Origin of the sequence: Streptomyces sp. AgN23 (assembly GCF_001598115.1) — a bacterium.
GTDB lineage: Bacteria > Actinomycetota > Actinomycetes > Streptomycetales > Streptomycetaceae > Streptomyces > Streptomyces antimycoticus.
In genome coordinates this window covers 1,267,567-1,284,839 of the sequence record NZ_CP007153.1, presented here as the reverse complement: position 1 = coordinate 1,284,839, position 17,273 = coordinate 1,267,567, and the positions used below count along the sequence as shown (strand labels likewise).

Genomic DNA, 17,273 nt, shown 5'->3' with positions numbered 1-17,273 from the left:
GCTGAGGTGACGGCCGGTGCCCTCGATCGGCCGACGGGCGGCCGGTCGGCCCACGGGCAGCCGACCGGTTTTCGGGCGGCGGGGCGGCTATCGGGCAGCGGGGCGGCTATCGGGCAGCGGAGCGCCGCTGGGCCAGGGCCGCGCCGACGAGGACGACGGCCGCGCCCACCGGCGTGTTCCAGGTGAGGTGTTCCCCGAGGATCGCCACGCCCGCGGTGGTGGCGATCACCGGGACGAAGTAGGTGACCGTCATCGCCGTCGTCGGGCCGACCTCGTCGACGAGCCCGTACTGGATCAGGAACGCCACGCCGGTGCCCAGCGCGCCCAGGGCGAGCACGGAGAGCACGGGCAGCAGGGGGAAGGAGCTGGGCGTCGTCGCGAACACTGGCGCGACGAGGGCGAGTTGCACCGTGCCGAGCAGCAGCTGGCCGCCGGACATCGACAGATGGGAGTGGCCCGTGTCGCTCAGCGTGCGCCGGACGTACTGCCAGCCGACCGCGTAGCTGGCCGAGGCGATCAGCGCCAGCACCGTGCCCAGCGGGTCCTGGCCGGAGAAGCCCTGCCAGGCGCCCAGCACGATCAACACGCCGATGAAGCCGAGCCCGAGACCCGCGACACGCTGACGGCTCGGCCGGTCGTCGGAGACCACGACCACCGCGAGCAGCATCCCCCACAGGGGCGAGGCGGCGTTGCAGATACCGGCCAGGGTGGAGGGGATGGTCAGCTCGGCGTAGGCGAACAGCGAGAACGGCAGCGCGTTGAGGAAGAACGCGGCGACCGCCAGATGGCCCCAGACCCGCGCCCCGCGCGGCAGCCGCTCCCGCTGCACCACCAGCGTCACGAGCAGCACGGCGGTGCCGAACAGCATCCGCCCGAGCGTGACGTACAAGGGGGCGAACGCCTCATTGCCCACCTTGATGAAGAGAAAGCTGAAGCCCCAGATCAGGGACAGCACGCCGAAGCGGATCCGCCAGTCGAGGAGCGGTCTGCGGGCGGGGGAGGAGGAGGTCTCCGCGGTGGAGGCGGCGGCAGGGGGTGCCGGGGCGGTCGCTGAGGTCATGCCCTTACGATGTGGGCTACAACCTCTTAGGACAAGCGAGATTTCGTTCGCGGTATCGCGTAGGATTCCTTACATGTTGAACCTGGATCGCCTACGGACGTTGCACGCCGTGGCCCGCCACGGCTCCGTGAGCGGCGCCGCCGAGGGGCTGCACGTCACCACCTCCGCCGTCTCCCAGCAACTCGCCAAGCTGGAGCGGGAGACCGGTCAGCAGCTGCTCGCCAAGAACGGACGCGGGATCCGGCTCACCGACGCCGGGCGGCTGCTCTCCGACCACGCGGCGCGCATCCTCTCCCAGGTGGAGCTGGCCCAGGCGGATCTGGAGGCGCAGCGTGGCCATGCCGTCGGCGAGCTGCTGCTGGGCGCGTTCCCGACCGCCGTCCGCGGTCTCTTTCCCGAAGCGCTGAGCCGGCTGCGCACCGAGCATCCGCAGCTGAATGTGCGGCTGCAGGAGATGGAGCCCGATGAGTCGGTGCCCTCGGTGGTGCGCGGCGACATCGATCTGGCCGTGGTCCTGGACTGGTACAACAAGCCCCTGCCGATGCCCGGCGGGCTGGTGAAGGCGGCCCTGCTGGACGACCCGGTGGATGTGGCGATGCCCGCCGACCACCCCCTCGCCGACCGGCACGCTGTCGAGCCGGAGGACTTCGTGGACGACGAGTGGGTCTCCTGGCCCAAGGGCGGGTTCTGCTACGACTGGCTGATGGTGACCCTGCGCGGCAAGGGCATCGAGCCGAGGATCCGGCACACCGCGCATGAGCACCACACCCAGCTCTCGCTGATCGCCGCCGGGCTGGGCATCGCCGTGGTGCCCCGGCTGGGCCGTGGCCCGGTGCCCGAGGGGGTGCGGATGGTGCCCGTCAGCCAGCCCACGATGCGGCGGCACATCTACGCGATCTGGCGCGCGGACGCCGATCGCAGGCCCTCGATCCGGGCGGCGGTCGAGGTGCTGCGGTCCGTCGGCGAGAAGATCATCGACTGACCGCCGACCGACCCGGAGCCCTTGCCCGGGGGCCTGGTCAGCCCTGCGGCATCTTGCGGAAGTCCCAGGAGCGGATCGTCTCGGGGGCCAGGCGCAGCCACGCATGGCGCCCGTCGTGCGGCATGGCGTCCAGGCCGAAGTACTTCGCCGCGAACATTCGCTCGGGCGTGTCGAGTTCGGGGCACGACACGCCGGTGCGCGGTGCCTCGCCGACCAGGACCGCCTCGCCGGAGAGCTCCACTCCGCGCAGTTCGCCGTAGTCGTGCCCGTCGTCGATCACCACGGCGATCCGCGGATCGTGGCGCACCTCGGCCCAGCGGCGGCTGCGGGTCAGGGAGTACAGCCACAGGGCGGCGCCATCCCAGCAGAACCACAGCGGGCTGACATGCGGCCGCCCGTCCGCGGCGACGGTCGCCACCCGGCAGGTGCGCTGTTCGGCGAGGAAGGCGTCCAGCTCGTCCTGGGCCATCATGATGCGGCGTCCCCGCCGCTGGGTGACGGTCATCCGACCCTGTACCTCCCGGTAACTGGATGTGCGGCACAGGATGATGGCTCTTCCTTGATGACGCAAGGGACGCTACTCTCCCGCGCCGTGACCCCGAGCCCCCGCGAAGACCTGGTGGAACTGCTCCGGCCGGAAGGCTGCGCCCTGCTCACCGTCGAATGCCAGCGCGGTGTGGTGGGCCCGGACAGCGCGCTGCCCGAACTGGCGGCCGCGGCCCAGGAGTCCGGTGCGCTCGGGCGTGTCGCCCAGCTGGTGGCGGCCGCCCACGACACGGGCGTCCAGGTGCTGCACGCGGTGGCCGAGCGGCGCGCCGACGGACGCGGCGCGAACCGCAACGCCCCGCTGTTCCGGGCCGTCGAGCGGCTGCCGGTCCGGCAGCTCACCGGAAGCGCGGCGGTGGAGATCGCCGAACCGGTTCCGGTGGTCGCCGAGGACCTGATCGTACGGCGGCTGCACGGCCTCTCGCCGATCGCCGGGACCGAGGTGGACGCGCTGCTGCGCAATCTGGGCTGCCGCACACTGGTCATCACCGGCGTGTCGGCCAATGTGGCGATCCCGGCCGCCGTCTTCGACGCCGTCAACCTCGGCTACACGGCCGTGGTGCCCGAGGACGCGATCGCCGGGGTGCCCGCCTCGTACACCCCGGCGATGGTCCGCCACACCCTCGCCCTCGTGGCCGCCGTCACCACGGCCGACGAGGTGGTCGCCGGCTGGCGGAGGACGGCCGTCACGCCATCCAGATCGAGCTTCCCTGCACCTTGATCTGCGCGCCCGGCAGCGGCTTCTGCGCCGGTCCGCCCTTCACGCTGCCGTCGGTGATGTCGAACTTGCTCTGGTGGCACGGGCAGTTGATGGTGCCGCCGGTCACATCGCCGACCGAGCAGCCCTGGTGCGTACAGATCGACGAGAACGCCTTGAACTCGCCCGCCGTGGGCTGGGTCACCACGACCTTGTGGTCCTTGAAGACCATGCCGCCGCCCTCGGGGATCTGGGAGGTCTTGGCCAGTTCCATGCCGTCCCCGCCGGCCGACTGGCCGCCCTCCGCGCTCTGCGACGGCTGCGAACCCCCGGCGTCCTGGGCGCTGCCCGCGCTGCCGCTGTCCGAATCGCCGCCGTCGTCCTTGCCGCATGCGGCAAGCGTGGCGGCCAGCCCGGCCACTCCCGCCGCGGTGACGACGGCGCGGCGGGTGGTGCCCTGCCCGTTGATTGCCGACTGCGTCATGGTGGTGCCTCCTGATCAGGGGACGTTTCTCTCCCATACGGATGGTGGGGCCCCCGCGTTCAGCCATATGCGGGCGTCCTCGGGGCCGGTTTGGGAAATCGCTTTGCCGACGGGGCGGCCGGGCCGTGAGAATGCCGGACCATGGGACATCTGGAGGCCGCGCACCTCGCCTTTTTCCTGCCCGACGGACGGTTGCTGCTGGGCGATGTGTCGTTCCGCGTCGCGGAGGGCACGGTGGCCGCCCTGGTCGGGCCCAATGGGGCGGGCAAGACCACGCTGCTGCGGCTGGTCTCCGGCGAGGTGGAGCCGCACGGCGGCACGGTCACGGTCAGCGGTTCGCTCGGGGTGATGCCGCAGTTCATCGGCTCCGTGCGCGATGAGCGGACGGTGCGCGACCTGCTGGTGTCGGTGGCCCAGCCCCGGGTCCGCGAGGCCGCCCGCGCGGTCGACGAGGCCGAGCTGGCGATCATGGAGCGGGACGACGAGGCCGCCCAGATGGCCTACGCCCAGAGCCTGAGCGACTGGGCCGAGGCACGTGGCTACGAGGCCGAGACGGTATGGGACATGTGCACCATGGCGGCGCTCGGAGTGCCGTACGAACGGGCCCAGTGGCGCCAGGTGCGCACCCTCAGCGGCGGCGAGCAGAAGCGGCTGGTGCTGGAGGCGCTGCTGCGCGGGCCCGACGATGTGCTGCTGCTGGACGAGCCGGACAACTACCTCGACGTGCCGGGCAAGCAGTGGCTGGAGGAGCGGCTGCGCGAAACCCGTAAGACCGTGCTGTTCATCAGCCACGACCGGGAACTGCTGGCCCGCGCGGCCGACCGGATCGTCAGCGTCGAGCCGAGCCCGGCGGGCAGCGATGTGTGGGTGCACGGCGCCGGTTTCGCCACGTACCACGACGCCCGCGAGGAGCGGTTCGAGCGCTTCGAGGAGCTCCGGCGGCGCTGGGACGAGAAACATGCCCAGCTCAAACGGCTGGTGCTGGACATGCAGCGGTACGCCGCCCGCAGCGACGAGATGGCCTCCCGCTACCAGGCCGCCAAGACCCGGCTGCGGAAGTTCGAGGAGGCCGGGCCGCCACCGGAGCCCCCGCGCAAACAGGACATCACCATGCGGCTCGCGGGCGGACGCACCGGGGTGCGGGCGCTGACCTGCCGGGCGCTGGAGCTGGAGGGGCTGATGCGCCCCTTCGACCTGGAGGTCTTCTACGGTGAGCGGGTGGCCGTCCTGGGGTCCAACGGCTCGGGCAAGTCCCACTTCCTGCGGCTCCTGGCGGGCCAGAGCGTCGACCACCGGGGGGAGTGGAAGCTGGGCGCGCGGGTCGTGCCCGGTCACTTCGCCCAGACCCACGCCCATCCGGAGCTCTTCGGGCGCACGCTGGTCGACATCCTGTGGACCGAGCACGCCCGGGACCGGGGCCGCGCGATGAGCGCGCTACGGCGCTATGAGCTCGACCGCCAGGGCGACCAGACCTTCGACCGGCTCTCGGGCGGTCAGCAGGCCCGGTTCCAGATCCTGCTGCTCGAACTGGCCGGGACGACCGCGCTGCTGCTGGACGAGCCCACGGACAACCTGGACCTGGAGTCAGCCGAAGCGCTGCAGGACGGGCTCGGCGCCTATGACGGGACGGTGCTGGCGGTCACCCATGACCGCTGGTTCGCGCGGTCCTTCGACCGCTTCCTGGTCTTCGGCGCGGACGGTGTCGTCCGCGAGACGACGGAGCCGGTCTGGGACGAGCGCCGCGTCGACCGAGTCCGCTAGCTGTACTGACCGGGCACGTTGATTGAGAACAGGGGACCTGATCGGCAATCACGATGCGGGGGTTGAGTGTCTGTTAGCCAGATCCCTGGCGAGCTGACTGATGCGTGCGCGGGCCGTCTCAGGGGCGAGCACCTCGATGTGGTCGCCGAACTGAAGAAGCTGACGCACCGACTCGATGTCGGGGTAGCGCACGACGACGACGCACGAGCCTTTTTCCGCGTCGGAGACATGGTGGATGCGGGTGCCGAGGATGCGCCGCGCCAGGTCGAGACCCTTTTCCGGCAGGCGGATGGTCACGCTCACGCGATCTTGCCCCTCGGTGCGTTTCTTCAACACGGCCCATCTGGTGCGGAGGCTTTCGCCTGGTTGGAGCACGGCTGGTGCGTCTAGCTGTTCGAAGGCCGACAGTCGTTCCAGAGCGAGCAGCCGGCTGTCGCCCTGGTCATCGGCGACGAGATACCAGCGACCTGATTTCGCCACCATCCCGTACGGGTCGACCACCCGTGTCGAGGCCTGGCTCTCGGCGCTGCGCCGGTACAGGATTCGAAGGCGTCGCCGGTGTCGCAGGGTCGAGGCCAAAGCCGATACTTCGACCGCTGCCTCGGGGGCAGCAAACCACGCGGTGCTGTCGACAAGCACCAGGTCAGCCAGCCGCAGCGGGCTCGGCGACTCAGGTGCTGCAGCCTGGCGGGCGGCGATCTTGCGCTCGGCCGACTCCCACACCGCAGTTAGACCCATTCGCTCACGTAGTGCGCTGTCCAAGCCGGCCACGGATAGGGCCTCCAGTTCTGGTGGTTCCAGATGGGATGCGCTGAGCCGTGCACTGGGGAGCAGGACGATCCCGCCGTTCCGCCCCCGTTCGGCATAGACGGGCACGCCCGCTGTCGATAGCGCCTCGACGTCCCGCAGCACAGTCCGCCGGGACACCTCAAGACGCGCGGCGAGCTCCGTGGTAGTGAGCCGCTGACGGGTCTGCAGGAGCAGCAGGAGATGCAGGAGCCTTGAAGCCTTCATGCTTACCCATGTTCTCAGAAAAGGTGACAGGTTCCGTCGCGATTGGTTGATCCACTGGGTGCTGGACCGAGTAATCAACGAGTTGAGGAGCACTCCATGCCCGCACCGAACCTGTTCCTGATCGGCGTCCGCGACGCCGAGGCCGCCACCGCCTTCTACAGTGACCTGTTCGAGATCGAACCGACCTTCACCAGTCCCCACTACGTAGCCTTCGAAGCTGCCCCCGGTGTCCTGTTCGCACTGTGGACGGGCTACAGCGAGCACGCGGTCCCGAGCCTCCCTCGTACGACAGAGATCGGACTCATGGTGCCGGGGCCATCGGAGGCGATTGACGAGATCTTCACGAGGTGGGCCTCGAAGGGGGTCCACGTTGTGCAGAAGCCGCATCATGCTGTCTTCGGCCGCACGTTCGTGATTACGGACCCTGACGGCAACCTCATCCGAGTCTCCCCGGTCGACTGACCTGCACTATCCCTCCCCGCATATCTCCAAGCTGAAGGGCCGGCCACACACCATGGCCGGCCTTTCAGCCTGTCTAGGAGCTCAGAAATGTCGCATTCGAACGCGGCCCTCACCCCGCGCCACCGGCTGAAAGTCGCCCGACTCGTCGCTGACGACGGCTGGCCAGTCAGCGAAGTCGCGGCCCGCTTCCAGGTGTCCTGGCCGACCGTGAAGCGCTGGGTCGATCGCTACCTCGCAGGCGAGTCCATGCAGGACCGATCCTCACGACCGCGGAGCTCTCCGGCCAAGACACCCAAGACCGTGACGAAGACGTGCGTCAGCCTGCGACTACGTCTGCGGGAAGGGCCGGTCCAGCTCGCTGCGAGACTCAATATCGCCCCGTCGACAGTGCATCGAATCCTGCGATCGGCCCGCCTGAACCGACTCCCCTACGTCGACCGTGAGACCGGTGAGCCCGTCCGCCGGTATGAGCACGACCATCCGGGATCACTGGTGCACGTGGACGTGAAGAAGCTCGGGAACATCCCCGACGGTGGCGGCTGGCGCTACGTCGGCCGCCACCAAGGCGAGAAGCACCGCGCCGCGACGCAGAGCAAGTCACGCAACGCCTACGGCGGCCCGAGGGTCGGATACGCATTCGTGCACACCGTCATCGACGACCACTCCCGCGTCGCCTACACCGAGGTCCACGACGACGAAACAGCCGTCACCGCCGTCGGCTTCCTGCACCGGGCTGTCGACTGGTTCGCTGACCGTGGCGTCACCATTGAGAGGGTCCTGTCGGACAACGGCGGCGCGTACCGCTCGTACCTGTGGCGCGACAACTGCGAAGCGCTTTCGATCACCTCGAAGTTCACGCGCCCTTACCGCCCGCAGACGAACGGGAAGGTCGAGCGTTTCCACCGCACCATGGCCGATGGCTGGGCCTACGCCCGCTGCCACACCAGCGAGCAAGAACGACGCGACGCACTGGCCGGTTGGCTCCACCAGTACAACCACCACCGGCCCCACACCGCGTGCGGTAACCAGCCGCCATTCTCACGATTGATCAACGTGCCCGGTCAGTACAGCTAGCCGGGCGGTCCGCTGGTCGGGCGGTCCGCTGGTCGGCGGGCGTTCCGCCGGATCCGCACGATGGGCCGGAACGCCACGGATCAACGGTGGGCGCCATTGACCGGCACCATCTTCTTCAGCTGCTGGACCGCGTCGACGTCGGTCGGCTCGCCCGCGGCGGCCTTGCGGATGCCCCGCACCGCATCCGGGGTCGAGAGCACGGGCTCATCGCTCAGCTCCTCGTCCTCCTGCTCAACCCGGTCGAGCAGCGGAGCGATCAGGCCGTAGAGGCAGGCCACCTGCTCATGCGGGTCCAGTCTTCCGGCGAACTCATCGATGGGCCGAGCAATTCGGAGTACGTCGTATCCGTCATACGAACGTGGATAGCACGGGGTACGGACATCGAGACGGATTGGCCCGGTGGGCCGGTGATGCCCGGATCCGGACAAGGGGCGTGCCGCCCACGACGGCGGGGCTCCTGCGGAGGTCAGTCCGCCTGCGCCCGCGCGGTGTCGACGGCCGTGGGCTGCCCGCCGGGTGCGGGTTCCGAGCGCGCGACCGGGGGGCCGGGTGTGGGCATGTGGTGGGGGAATCCGATCCGGAGGAGGGCTGCCGCGACGGCGGCCGCCAGGACGACGGCGGCCGCGAGGATCAGGGCCTTGTGGTACCCGTGGCGCAGCAGCGGGGTGGCGACCAGCGGGCCGAGGATCTGGCCCACCGAGTATCCGGCCGTCAGCAGGGCGACCGCGCGGGGGAAGCGCAGATGCGCGCCGGTCGCGAGCGCGAGGGTACTGACGCCGATGAACGTGGCGCCGAAGAGCACCGCGGAGAGCAGCGCGGCGGCGACACCACCGATCAGCGCGGGCAGCGCGATGCCGACGGCCTGGACGGCCAGGGCGGCCAGCAGGAGGCCCGGGCGGGACCAGCGCCGGCCCAGCCCCGCCCACAGCGCGGAGGAAGGGATGGCCGCCAGGCCGACCAGCACCCAGGCACCACTGCCGATCCAGCCGGGAGAGCTCTGCTCGATCGCGGCCACCAGGAAGGTGCCCGCGATGATGTAGCCGATGCCCTCCAGCGTGTAGGACGCGAGGAGCGTGGTGAACCACCGATGGGTGCGCGGACCGGTCGCCCGCTGCTGCGCGCCGGGCGTGGCGGACGCCGACGGGGGCGCGGGTTCCGGTCGCAGGAACCATGCCGGAAGGGCGAGCAGCGCGGTCAGCGCGGCGGAGGCCCACCACGCGGCCTGCCAGTCGGCGATGGTGCGCAGGGCGAGGACGAGCAGCCCGGACAGGGCGATACCGGCCCCGACTCCGCCGAAGGCCCACCCGGGCAAGTGCGCGGGGTGGTCGCGCAGATGGCTGAGCAGGGAGCTGGCGGCGATGACGAAGATCAGCGCACTGGCCACGCCCGCACAAAGCCGGAGTACCAGCCATACACCGGGGGAGTGGGTCACGGGCATCGCTGCCAGGGACACCGCCAGCACCACCAGGCAACCCCGCAGCACGGCCGGGGAACGCACCAGCCGGGGCAGGAAGGTTCCGGCGAGCGCGCCGAGCAGATAGCCGACGTAGTTGGCGGTGGCGAGATTCGCCCCCGTCGCGGCGGACAGATGGGCCTGAGCGTGCATCAGGGGAAGAATCGGGGTGTAGACGAAACGGCCCACACCCATGCCCGCTCCCAGCGCGGCGGCGGCCTGTACGACATGGCCCCAGGGTGAGTGACGTCCGCCTCGGGAGTCGGTGACGTGCTGCTGCATGGCCCCAGGCTGCGCCCGCCACCAGGGCGAGTGCCAGGATCGGCTTCCTCACTGCTGGTAGGCACAGCCTCTTACGGGCAGCGCCTCAGTGATCAGCGACGATCCGGGAGACGTGGTACTGACGGATCCGCCAACCGCGGCCCTCGCGCTGCAGGACCAGCGACAGATGCACCGCGGCCTCCCAGCCCGTGGGATCCCGGAAGGTGACGTCGGCGAAGCCCCCGGCCATGTGTGGGCCGATCCGGTAGCCCTGGACGTTCCCCAGATGGGCCCTGCGGTAGTCCGGAACGGCCGCGTAATAGCCGCGCACCGCCTCCCGGCCGGAGATCGTCTCGGGCCCGAACCCCTGGAAGAGGGCGTCGGGTGTGAACAGGTCGGCCATCGTGTCCGTCTGGTGGCCGTCGAAAGCGGCCTGCCAGCGGCTCAGCACCTCGTGCAGGGGGTCGTCCGGTGAATCAGTACTCATGGTGTCAGCTCCAACAGGGGGTGAGGCGTCGCCCGCCTGCCGGAGAGCCGACGCCTGAGGATCACGGTCCGAGAGGGGTGTGCCCGGGCGGCGGGTGCGGCGCCCGGGCGGTGTGGGGGTCAGTGGCCGGCGCTCTGGCCGCCGTCGACGTGGAGGATCTCGCCGGTGACGAAGGGGGCGTTCTCCAGGTAGGTGACGGCGTCGACGATGTCGCTGATCTCTCCCATCCGGCCGACCGGGTGGAGGGCGGCGAGGGTGTCGTGGTACTCCGCCGGGTGCATCGGCGTCTTGATGATGCCCAGCGACACGGCGTTGCTGCGCACCCCGCGGGTCGCGTATTCGATGGCCAGGGCCTTGGTCGCCGACTGGAGTCCGCCCTTGGTCAGGGAGGCCAGTACGGAGGCGACCGCGGAGTGCGCGTGGTCGACCAGGCTGGTGGTGATCTGGACCACGTGCCCGCCGCCCTGACGGAGCATCTGCTCGACCGCGAGCTGGGTGATGCGGAAGAAACCGCTCAGGTTGACGCCGGTGACCGTGTCGTAGTCCTGCCGCGTGTACTCCGTGAACGGCTTGGCGACGAAGATGCCGGCGTTGTTGACCAGCGTGTCGATGCGGCCGAAGCGCTCTATCGCGGCGCCGGCCACCCGCTCGGCGGTGGCGGGGTCGGCGATGTCGCCCTGGACGGTGAGGACCTGCGGATCCGGTGAGGGAGCGATCCCGCGCGAGGTCGCGACGACGGCGTAGCCGAGCTTCCGGTAGGCATCGACCAGGCCCGCGCCGATGCCCTGGGAGGCGCCGGTGATGACGGCGACCTTCTGGTCAGGAGTGCTCATGGTGACTGTCTCCAGTGGGGGGTTGTCCGGACCGGTGTTCATGACCGGCTCTTCATGAAAGTAGACGACCGGTCAACAAAACGCCAGGGAGGGCGAAGACCCCCAGCCCGCCCCGGCACCGCTGTGACCTGCGGTGGGAGGCAGCGCCTACCAGAAGGGAGGAAGCCGGTCACACGGCCGCCCCCTATAAGAGACAGCCCCGCCGGCGCGGCGGGCACCACTGCGCGGCCGTGCACGGGGGCGAGGGCGGGACCGGCCGGGACTCCGGCCGCGGGTAGGATTGCGGGCGTGGAACTGCGCCAGTTGCGGTATTTCGTCGCTGTGGCCGAGGAGCTGAACTTCGGCCGGGCCGCGGAGCGGCTCCTGATCGCCGGCCCCTCCCTCTCCCAGCAGATCAAGTCGCTGGAACGGGATCTCGGCGTCCGGCTCTTCGACCGCGACCGCCGTTCGGTGGCCCTCACTCCGGCCGGAGCGGCCCTGCTCCCGCACACCCGGGCCCTGCTCGAGCGCGCTGACGACCTCCGTCACCGCGCCGCCAGGATCGCGGGCTCGGAACCGGTCCGGCTCGGCTACGTCAACTGGCTGCCCGCGGATGTGACCGCCCGCGCCTCGTCCGTGGCGCGCCTGCACATCGACGCATGGGTCGCGCCCTCCCACGCCCAGGCCGCCCGCGTCGCGGACGGCGGCCTCGACCTCGCGGTGTGCTGGATCCGCGACGACGATCTGGAGAAGCTCGGACTCAGCGCCAGACTGATCGGCGCGGAGCGGCTCTACGCCGTCTCGGCCGGGCAGGACACCGGCGAGGTCCGTGCCCAGGACGCCGTCGCCCTACTGGACGACGACACCACCACATGGCTGTCCTGGAACGACTACGCGAGGCGGCTGGCCGAAGAGACCGGCGTCCCGGTGGCGCGCATCACGGACGGCGGCATCACCGGTCCCGTGTTCTTCGACCATGTGCGTCGAAGCGCGCGGCCCCTGCTCAACTCGCCCAAGGGACAGACCGCTTCGCTGCCGCCCGATCTGGCCGCACGCCCCGTGGCCGGGCCGAAGCTCTACTGGACCTGGTCTCTCGTCTGGCGCCGGGACGAAGTCCGCCCGGCCGTACTGAGCACCGTCGACGCCCTGACGGAAGACGTCGGCGACTTCGGCATCCACGCGCCGGACGCATGGCTCCCCGACGGGGATCCGTACAAGCGGTAGACCGGGGCGGACCCTGGGGAGTGGCAAGCCTGGGCGGCCCGTCTCCCGCCAGGGGCCGCCCACCGACCGAGCGCGCGGGCGTCCCACGCCCTTGCCGACGCCGTCGGCGAAGGCGTGTCAGCAGTGGTGGCCCTGCCGGCCGAGGGTCTCCACGGGGGTCGCGCCGGGGCGGGTCCACTGCGGTACGGGGCGGCCGGTCGGGCCCCAGGTGGCATTCCCGTCCGCGTCCGTGCGCCAGTACCAGCAGATCGGCGCGCCATGCCCGCCGACCGGCGCACCGGCCTGAGGAGCCTCGGGCCAGCCCTCGGGGTCGTCCTCCCACGCCTCGCGGCGGCCGTAGGGCGTCATGTCGAGCAGGCCGAGGGACCCGTTGGCCGACTCATTGCCACGGGCGGTCGTGGAGTAGGTGAGGAACACGCGGTCGCCGTCGCGCAGGAAGCAGGCGAGGTAACCCATGTCTCCGCCGACCGGCGCGGCCACGTCGCGCACCGAGTACCAGGGCTGGGTGTAGCCCATGAAGTCGACGAAGGAGGCCACCTCGTCCCACCGGCCCGTGGTCACGATGGCGAACGAGACACCGCGGGCATTGAGGTACACGGCGTCCTTCAGGTGCCAGGCCGTGGTGGTACAGCCCTCGCACTGCCCCTGGTGCGGCGCGCCGTCGTACCACATGTGCTGGTAGACCACGAGCTCGTCGCGGCCCTGGAACAGGTCCAGGAACGGGACCGGGCCGTCCGGTCCGACGACCTCGACCGTCCCGTCGAACTCCACCATCGGCAGCCGGCGGCGGGCCGCGGCGATGGCGTCGCCCTCGCGGGTGTGGGCCTTCTCGCGGACCAGCAGCTCGTCACGGGCGGCCTGCCAGGTGGCCAGGTCGACGATGGGCGGGCGGCCGGGCAGCGCGGTGGTCGGGTCGTCCGGTGCGGTCGTCATGGTGTCCTCCGAGGTGTCTCGTACCGGGCAGCGTCGTACGGCGTCCTACGACGGTCACCAGAACAGACTCGCGTCCCGGCCGGAACTCATCGCGGCACCGCGCGCACTCGGCCGAGCGCGCACGGAGCGGGGCCGCCGGGCGCGACTCGTCAGCCACGCCGACGGGTGTTGAGCCGGGCGGCCTGGCGGGTCAGATAGTCGCGCTCGGCGAGGTTGGGTGCCTGGTGGGCAGCCTCGGCGTACAGCCGTGCCGCCGTCGCCAGGTCGCCGTCGCGTTCGTGGAGGTACGCCGCCACCGCGGTGTGGCGGGGCAGGGGGTGCCCCCTGCTCGAAGAGGACGGGGACGCGTCGTTCAGTTCCGCGAGCGCCGCCAGGCCGGCCCGCGGGCCGTCGGCCTCGCCGACGGCCACCGCGCGGTTGAGCCGGACGACCGGGCTGTCGGTCAGGCGCACAAGCTCGTCGTACCACTCCAGGATCTGCACCCAGTCGGTCTCCTCGATGGTGGGCGCGTCGGCGTGGAGTGCCGCGATGGCGGCCTGGGCCTGGAACTCGCCCAGCCGGTCGCGGGCGAGCGCCGCCTGCAGGATCACCACGCCCTCGGCGATCGACGCGGTGTCCCACCGGCCGCGGTCCTGCTCGGCGAGCGGCACCAGACTGCCGTCCGGCGCGGTCCGGGTGGCGCGCCGGGCGTGGTGGAGCAGCATGAGGGCGAGCAACCCCGCCACCTCGGGGTGGTCGATCTGGGCCGCGAGCTGCCGGGTGAGCCGGATGGCCTCGGCGGAGAGGTCGACGTCGCCGGAGTAGCCCTCGTTGAAGACCAGGTAGAGGACGCGCAGCACGGTGGCGACGTCGCCCGGCTGGTCGAATCGCACATCGGAGACGGTGCGCTTGGCCCGGCTGATGCGCTGCGCCATGGTCGCCTCGGGCACCAGGTAGGCCTCGGCGATCTGGCGGGTGGTCAGCCCGCCCACGGCGCGCAGGGTGAGCGCGACCGCGGACGACGGCGTCAGCGACGGGTGGGCGCACAGGAAGTAGAGCTGGAGCGTGTCGTCCACCGCGGGCGCGGGCCCGGGAGCCGGCTCCTCGTCGACACGGTCCTCACGCCGGCGGCGGGCGGCATCCGAGCGGGTGGCGTCGAGGAACTTGCGCCAGGCCACGGTGACCAGCCAGCCCTTCGCATCCCGAATGGGGTCTCCCCTGCTCGAGCGCAGCCGAGAGCTTGGGGAAGGGTCGGCCGGCCAGCCGCGGACCGCCTCGACCAGTGCGTCCTGTACGGCGTCCTCGGCCGCCGCGAAGTCGGCTCCGCGGCGGACGAGGACGGCGAGCACGCTCGGCGTGAGGCTCCGGATCAGGGCCTCGTTCATCGATGAGGGCACTCCGTGGTGTTGGGCGACTCGGCCAGGAACGGGCGCAGCTCGAGCCACTCGTGGATCGGCTTGCCGCCCGCCCCGGGGGCGGCCGACAGCTCCCCGGCCAGCTCGACGGCGCGCTCGTAGCTGTCGACGTCGATCACCATCCAGCCCGCGATGAGGTCCTTGGTCTCGGCGAACGGACCGTCGGTGACCGGCGGGCGCCCCTCACCGTCGTACCGCACCCATGTCCCCTCCGGGGCGAGTGCCTGGCCGCCGACGAACTCGCCGGTCCCCTCCAGCCGCGCCGCGAAGTCGTTCATGTACCGCACATGCGCAGAGACCTCTTCCGGCGCCCACTGGTCCATGGGCACGTCGTTGACCGCGGCCGGAGCGCCACGGTAGTGCTTGAGCAGCAAGTACTTGGCCATCGTGTTTCTCCTCGGTGCTGATGCGGCCCATTGTGGTCGCGTTCACCTCGGGGACGGAGCAGGTCGCGGGTTCTCGACATCGCCGGCCGAACTTTTTTCGGCGCCCGTGGACGAGCGCGAGTGGGCCGTCTCCCCCCGCCGCCCGCGAGCCGTCAGCGGGCCGCCCTGCCGTCAGCGGCACCTGTCACAGCCGGGCGCACTACCCGGTCCATGTGATGTGAAGAGCCCCACGGTGAGCACTGCGACGCTGGTCGCTCACACCGCTTGCTTCCGCCCCCACCTCGGCGTCCATGAGATCGGCGGCCCCGCCCCGACCCCGCTCGACGCGTTCGTAGGTGCCGTCCTCGGATTCCTCTCTCGGTTTTCATGGCGCGGGGCGCTCCCGCGACGAGCTCCTCGCGGGCGCCGAAGCGGCGCCCCCGGTCTGCGTTCCGCAGCGTTGTTCGCAGTGGTGTTCGCCGTGTTGTACAAGGTCATTCGGCGAGCTTTCCCTCGGTCGAGACCTCCTCCATCAGCGAGGAGATCCCGTCCGGTGCGGCCGGGATGCTCCGACGCGGGTACCTCGTCAAGGCCAGGGACCATCTCCGCGCCGCCGAAGCCGATTCCGGCACCCACACGCAGCGGTACGGCCTGTGGGTGGTGCTCGCGCGCGCCTGCCTGGCGGACGCGGAGGGCCAGCGCGGCGCCGCGGCGGCGGCACTCACGGGCGCCTTCGGGGACGGTGAGCCGACGCGGCTGCTCACGGTGGGCCCGTCCCACTGGCCCGGGACCGTGCGCATCGCGCTCCGTGGCGCCGACTCATCGGCCGCACAGGCCGTGTCCGACGCACTGCGCACCCTGATCGCGCGGGACGACAGCCGGCAGATCATCGGGGCGGTCCGCGCCCATGTGGACGGCCTGCTCCACCGCGACCCGCGCGCACTGGCGTCCGCGATCACCGCCTACCGGAGCGGTGACAGGCCGCCGGCCCTGGCCGCGGCCTGCGAGGACCTGGGCGAACTCCTGGCCACCTCGGCCGATACGACGGCGGAGATCCCGCACGTCGAAGAGGCGGGTGAGCTGGCGTCGGCCTCGGGAGCCCTGCGTGATCACGAACGGATCCGGCCGCGCCTTCGCCGGCTCGGTGTGCGCACCGGCGCCCCGCGCCACCACACGACCGGCCCCCCGGGGTGGGGACCCTGACCGAATCCGAGCGGAAACTGATCCGGCTCGTCGTGGACGGTCTCACCAACCGAGCGATCACCGACCGGCTCTATGCGTCCGTGCACACCGTCAACACCCACATGAAGCACATCTTCACCAAGCTCGATATCAACACGCGAGTCGAACTGACCCGGCTGGCGATCGAACGGGGAGCTGTCGCCAACGGGGTGGACTGAGCGGTGCCCGCAGTGTCCCCTCCCGGGGTGGGGTTCACCATGGGACGGTCTGACCGAAGCGATCCAGATACGCGAGACCGGGCTTCCCCAGCCTCGACAGCAGAACGTCCACCACCCGCGGGACGCTCTCGTCGATGGTGAGTGGCGCGTCCGGTCCCCCCAGGGCGGTGCTGACCCAGCCAGGCGCCATGAGGAGGAATGCGCGCCGGCTTCCGTGCTGTTGGACCTGCCGGACCGAGAAGCCGCGCAGGAACATGTTCAGGGCTGCCTTGCTGCCCCGGTAGACCTCGCGCGATGCGGTCGTGTTGTTCGTGATGCTGCCTTGCCCGGAGGACATCGCCCCGATGAGTCCGGTCGGAGAGACGAGGTCTTCGAGTGCTTCGATGACGCGCATGGGGCTGAGCGCGTTGGTGACCATCACGTCCACGAAGTCGGCTGTCGGAACGGCACCGATCGGCGTCGGCTCGTTGTTCGTGGTCCCCGCGTTGACGAAGAGCACGTCGAGTGTGCGTGGGGCGAGACGCTCATGGAGGGGCGCCAACTGGGTGGGCTCGTTGATGTCTAGACGCTCGACGCTGACGCGTCCGTCGGAGCGGTCCGCGAGGTCGTGCAGGAGGGTGCGAGCGGTTGCGTCTCGTACCGTGCCGATGACGTTCCATCCCCTGTCGAAGAGTTCGGCCGCCATCGCGTGTCCGAGACCGCGCGACGCCCCGACGATGAGAGCGGTCGGCCGGTGCCGGTCCGCGTCAGTTGACGACATTCCGCGTCATCCCCTTATTTCTCTTGCTTGGAGTTGCGGAGTGCCGACCGCCACGGGCGGGCACCCCTGATGTGCTGCAAGCCTTGCCGCTCCATCGCGCTCGG

At 70.8% G+C, this 17,273-nt stretch carries 20 protein-coding genes; 8 read left to right on the top strand and 12 right to left on the bottom strand.

Going from position 1 to position 17,273, the window contains the following annotated elements; all coding sequences use genetic code 11:
* Window positions 1–106 precede the first annotated feature (106 nt).
* Window positions 107–1,060 (bottom strand): DMT family transporter, encoded by a 954-nt coding sequence (locus AS97_RS05620; protein WP_107119220.1) that lies wholly within the window; start codon window positions 1,058–1,060, stop codon window positions 107–109.
* 73 nt (window positions 1,061–1,133) lie between these two features.
* On the opposite strand from AS97_RS05620, the gene AS97_RS05615 reads away from it, so the two are divergent.
* Window positions 1,134–2,042 carry a LysR family transcriptional regulator gene (locus AS97_RS05615; RefSeq protein ID WP_059143917.1) on the top strand — a complete coding sequence of 303 codons (909 nt, stop codon included), beginning with the start codon at window positions 1,134–1,136 and terminating at the stop codon, window positions 2,040–2,042.
* Window positions 2,043–2,079: 37 nt separating this feature from the next.
* On the opposite strand, the gene AS97_RS05610 is transcribed toward AS97_RS05615, so the two are convergent.
* Entirely contained in the window at window positions 2,080–2,547 is a 468-nt protein-coding gene (locus AS97_RS05610) for a pyridoxamine 5'-phosphate oxidase family protein (protein WP_210564437.1), read from the bottom strand.
* Window positions 2,548–2,604: 57 nt separating this feature from the next.
* Between AS97_RS05610 and AS97_RS05605 the strand changes: the two genes are divergently transcribed.
* The gene (locus tag AS97_RS05605; protein WP_125757411.1) at window positions 2,605–3,309 is read left to right on the top strand and encodes an isochorismatase family protein; all 705 of its coding nucleotides are present in this window, start codon (window positions 2,605–2,607) and stop codon (window positions 3,307–3,309) included.
* Here the strand turns inward: AS97_RS05605 and AS97_RS05600 are convergent.
* Window positions 3,275–3,769: a Rieske (2Fe-2S) protein gene (locus tag AS97_RS05600; protein WP_059143914.1), complete on the bottom strand. Its 495-nt coding sequence runs from the start codon at window positions 3,767–3,769 to the stop codon at window positions 3,275–3,277. The two genes, AS97_RS05605 and AS97_RS05600, sit on opposite strands and share 35 nt — an antisense overlap.
* 141 nt (window positions 3,770–3,910) lie before the next feature.
* Here AS97_RS05600 and AS97_RS05595 point away from each other — a divergent pair, with 141 nt between their 5' ends.
* Complete coding sequence (locus AS97_RS05595; protein ID WP_125757415.1) at window positions 3,911–5,530, top strand: ATP-binding cassette domain-containing protein; 1,620 nt, start codon at window positions 3,911–3,913, stop codon at window positions 5,528–5,530.
* A gap of 48 nt (window positions 5,531–5,578) precedes the next feature.
* Here AS97_RS05595 and AS97_RS05590 read toward each other — a convergent pair whose 3' ends face one another.
* Complete coding sequence (locus tag AS97_RS05590) at window positions 5,579–6,544, bottom strand: WYL domain-containing protein (protein ID WP_125757417.1); 966 nt, start codon at window positions 6,542–6,544, stop codon at window positions 5,579–5,581.
* 96 nt (window positions 6,545–6,640) lie between these two features.
* Here AS97_RS05590 and AS97_RS05585 point away from each other — a divergent pair, with 96 nt between their 5' ends.
* Window positions 6,641–7,006, top strand: coding sequence for a VOC family protein (locus AS97_RS05585; protein ID WP_210564436.1), 366 nt, complete (start codon window positions 6,641–6,643; stop codon window positions 7,004–7,006).
* Window positions 7,007–7,093: 87 nt separating this feature from the next.
* A complete protein-coding gene (locus AS97_RS05580) occupies window positions 7,094–8,080 on the top strand; it encodes an IS481 family transposase (protein WP_210564435.1) in 987 nt (328 codons plus the stop codon).
* Window positions 8,081–8,160: 80 nt separating this feature from the next.
* On the opposite strand, the gene AS97_RS05575 is transcribed toward AS97_RS05580, so the two are convergent.
* The 4 genes from AS97_RS05575 to AS97_RS05560 all read right to left on the bottom strand — a co-directional run bounded on the left by AS97_RS05575 (window position 8,161) and on the right by AS97_RS05560 (window position 11,114).
* Window positions 8,161–8,358: a hypothetical protein gene (locus tag AS97_RS05575; RefSeq protein ID WP_059143912.1), complete on the bottom strand. Its 198-nt coding sequence runs from the start codon at window positions 8,356–8,358 to the stop codon at window positions 8,161–8,163.
* 188 nt (window positions 8,359–8,546) lie between these two features.
* Window positions 8,547–9,728, bottom strand: a complete 1,182-nt coding sequence (locus AS97_RS05570) for a YbfB/YjiJ family MFS transporter (RefSeq protein ID WP_247204773.1) — start codon at window positions 9,726–9,728, stop codon at window positions 8,547–8,549.
* 172 nt (window positions 9,729–9,900) lie between these two features.
* A complete protein-coding gene (locus tag AS97_RS05565) occupies window positions 9,901–10,281 on the bottom strand; it encodes a nuclear transport factor 2 family protein (RefSeq protein WP_059143910.1) in 381 nt (126 codons plus the stop codon).
* Window positions 10,282–10,400: 119 nt separating this feature from the next.
* Window positions 10,401–11,114, bottom strand: a complete 714-nt coding sequence (locus tag AS97_RS05560) for an SDR family oxidoreductase (RefSeq protein ID WP_059143909.1) — start codon at window positions 11,112–11,114, stop codon at window positions 10,401–10,403.
* A gap of 279 nt (window positions 11,115–11,393) precedes the next feature.
* On the opposite strand from AS97_RS05560, the gene AS97_RS05555 reads away from it, so the two are divergent.
* Window positions 11,394–12,317 carry a LysR family transcriptional regulator gene (locus tag AS97_RS05555; protein WP_059143953.1) on the top strand — a complete coding sequence of 308 codons (924 nt, stop codon included), beginning with the start codon at window positions 11,394–11,396 and terminating at the stop codon, window positions 12,315–12,317.
* Between the two features lie 117 nt (window positions 12,318–12,434).
* On the opposite strand, the gene AS97_RS05550 is transcribed toward AS97_RS05555, so the two are convergent.
* The 3 genes from AS97_RS05550 to AS97_RS05540 form a co-directional block, all read right to left on the bottom strand.
* Window positions 12,435–13,250, bottom strand: a complete 816-nt coding sequence (locus tag AS97_RS05550; protein WP_086708864.1) for a DUF899 domain-containing protein — start codon at window positions 13,248–13,250, stop codon at window positions 12,435–12,437.
* 149 nt (window positions 13,251–13,399) lie between these two features.
* The gene (locus tag AS97_RS05545) at window positions 13,400–14,614 is read right to left on the bottom strand and encodes a DUF6596 domain-containing protein (protein WP_059143907.1); all 1,215 of its coding nucleotides are present in this window, start codon (window positions 14,612–14,614) and stop codon (window positions 13,400–13,402) included.
* Window positions 14,611–15,030: a YciI family protein gene (locus AS97_RS05540; protein ID WP_086708865.1), complete on the bottom strand. Its 420-nt coding sequence runs from the start codon at window positions 15,028–15,030 to the stop codon at window positions 14,611–14,613. Before AS97_RS05540 ends, AS97_RS05545 begins: the two co-directional genes overlap by 4 nt.
* 543 nt (window positions 15,031–15,573) lie before the next feature.
* On the opposite strand from AS97_RS05540, the gene AS97_RS05535 reads away from it, so the two are divergent.
* Both AS97_RS05535 and AS97_RS05530 read left to right on the top strand, forming a co-directional pair.
* On the top strand, window positions 15,574–16,212 hold the full coding sequence (locus AS97_RS05535; RefSeq protein ID WP_210564433.1) for a hypothetical protein: 639 nt from the start codon (window positions 15,574–15,576) through the stop codon (window positions 16,210–16,212).
* Entirely contained in the window at window positions 16,200–16,409 is a 210-nt protein-coding gene (locus AS97_RS05530; protein ID WP_059143904.1) for a helix-turn-helix transcriptional regulator, read from the top strand. The genes AS97_RS05535 and AS97_RS05530 overlap by 13 nt, the downstream gene beginning before the upstream one ends.
* 34 nt (window positions 16,410–16,443) lie before the next feature.
* Here AS97_RS05530 and AS97_RS05525 read toward each other — a convergent pair whose 3' ends face one another.
* The gene (locus AS97_RS05525) at window positions 16,444–17,169 is read right to left on the bottom strand and encodes an SDR family NAD(P)-dependent oxidoreductase (RefSeq protein WP_059143903.1); all 726 of its coding nucleotides are present in this window, start codon (window positions 17,167–17,169) and stop codon (window positions 16,444–16,446) included.
* Between the last annotated feature and the right edge of the window lie 104 nt (window positions 17,170–17,273).

Bases quoted from the DNA above. Each gene is read 5' to 3' on its own strand.
- AS97_RS05610 (WP_210564437.1), bottom strand. From the start codon at position 2,547: ATGACCGTCACCCAGCGGCGGGGACGCCGCATCATGATGGCCCAGGAC.
- AS97_RS05600 (WP_059143914.1), bottom strand. From the start codon at position 3,769: ATGACGCAGTCGGCAATCAACGGGCAGGGCACCACCCGCCGCGCCGTC.
- AS97_RS05585 (WP_210564436.1), top strand. From the start codon at position 6,641: ATGCCCGCACCGAACCTGTTCCTGATCGGCGTCCGCGACGCCGAGGCC.
- AS97_RS05550 (WP_086708864.1), bottom strand. From the start codon at position 13,250: ATGACGACCGCACCGGACGACCCGACCACCGCGCTGCCCGGCCGCCCG.
- AS97_RS05560 (WP_059143909.1), bottom strand. From the start codon at position 11,114: ATGAGCACTCCTGACCAGAAGGTCGCCGTCATCACCGGCGCCTCCCAG.
- AS97_RS05565 (WP_059143910.1), bottom strand. From the start codon at position 10,281: ATGAGTACTGATTCACCGGACGACCCCCTGCACGAGGTGCTGAGCCGC.
- AS97_RS05535 (WP_210564433.1), top strand. From the start codon at position 15,574: ATGCTCCGACGCGGGTACCTCGTCAAGGCCAGGGACCATCTCCGCGCC.
- AS97_RS05580 (WP_210564435.1), top strand. From the start codon at position 7,094: ATGTCGCATTCGAACGCGGCCCTCACCCCGCGCCACCGGCTGAAAGTC.
- AS97_RS05605 (WP_125757411.1), top strand. From the start codon at position 2,605: ATGACGCAAGGGACGCTACTCTCCCGCGCCGTGACCCCGAGCCCCCGC.
- AS97_RS05570 (WP_247204773.1), bottom strand. From the start codon at position 9,728: ATGGGTGTGGGCCGTTTCGTCTACACCCCGATTCTTCCCCTGATGCAC.
- AS97_RS05545 (WP_059143907.1), bottom strand. From the start codon at position 14,614: ATGAACGAGGCCCTGATCCGGAGCCTCACGCCGAGCGTGCTCGCCGTC.
- AS97_RS05525 (WP_059143903.1), bottom strand. From the start codon at position 17,169: ATGTCGTCAACTGACGCGGACCGGCACCGGCCGACCGCTCTCATCGTC.
- AS97_RS05540 (WP_086708865.1), bottom strand. From the start codon at position 15,030: ATGGCCAAGTACTTGCTGCTCAAGCACTACCGTGGCGCTCCGGCCGCG.
- AS97_RS05595 (WP_125757415.1), top strand. From the start codon at position 3,911: ATGGGACATCTGGAGGCCGCGCACCTCGCCTTTTTCCTGCCCGACGGA.
- AS97_RS05615 (WP_059143917.1), top strand. From the start codon at position 1,134: ATGTTGAACCTGGATCGCCTACGGACGTTGCACGCCGTGGCCCGCCAC.
- AS97_RS05620 (WP_107119220.1), bottom strand. From the start codon at position 1,060: ATGACCTCAGCGACCGCCCCGGCACCCCCTGCCGCCGCCTCCACCGCG.
- AS97_RS05590 (WP_125757417.1), bottom strand. From the start codon at position 6,544: ATGAAGGCTTCAAGGCTCCTGCATCTCCTGCTGCTCCTGCAGACCCGT.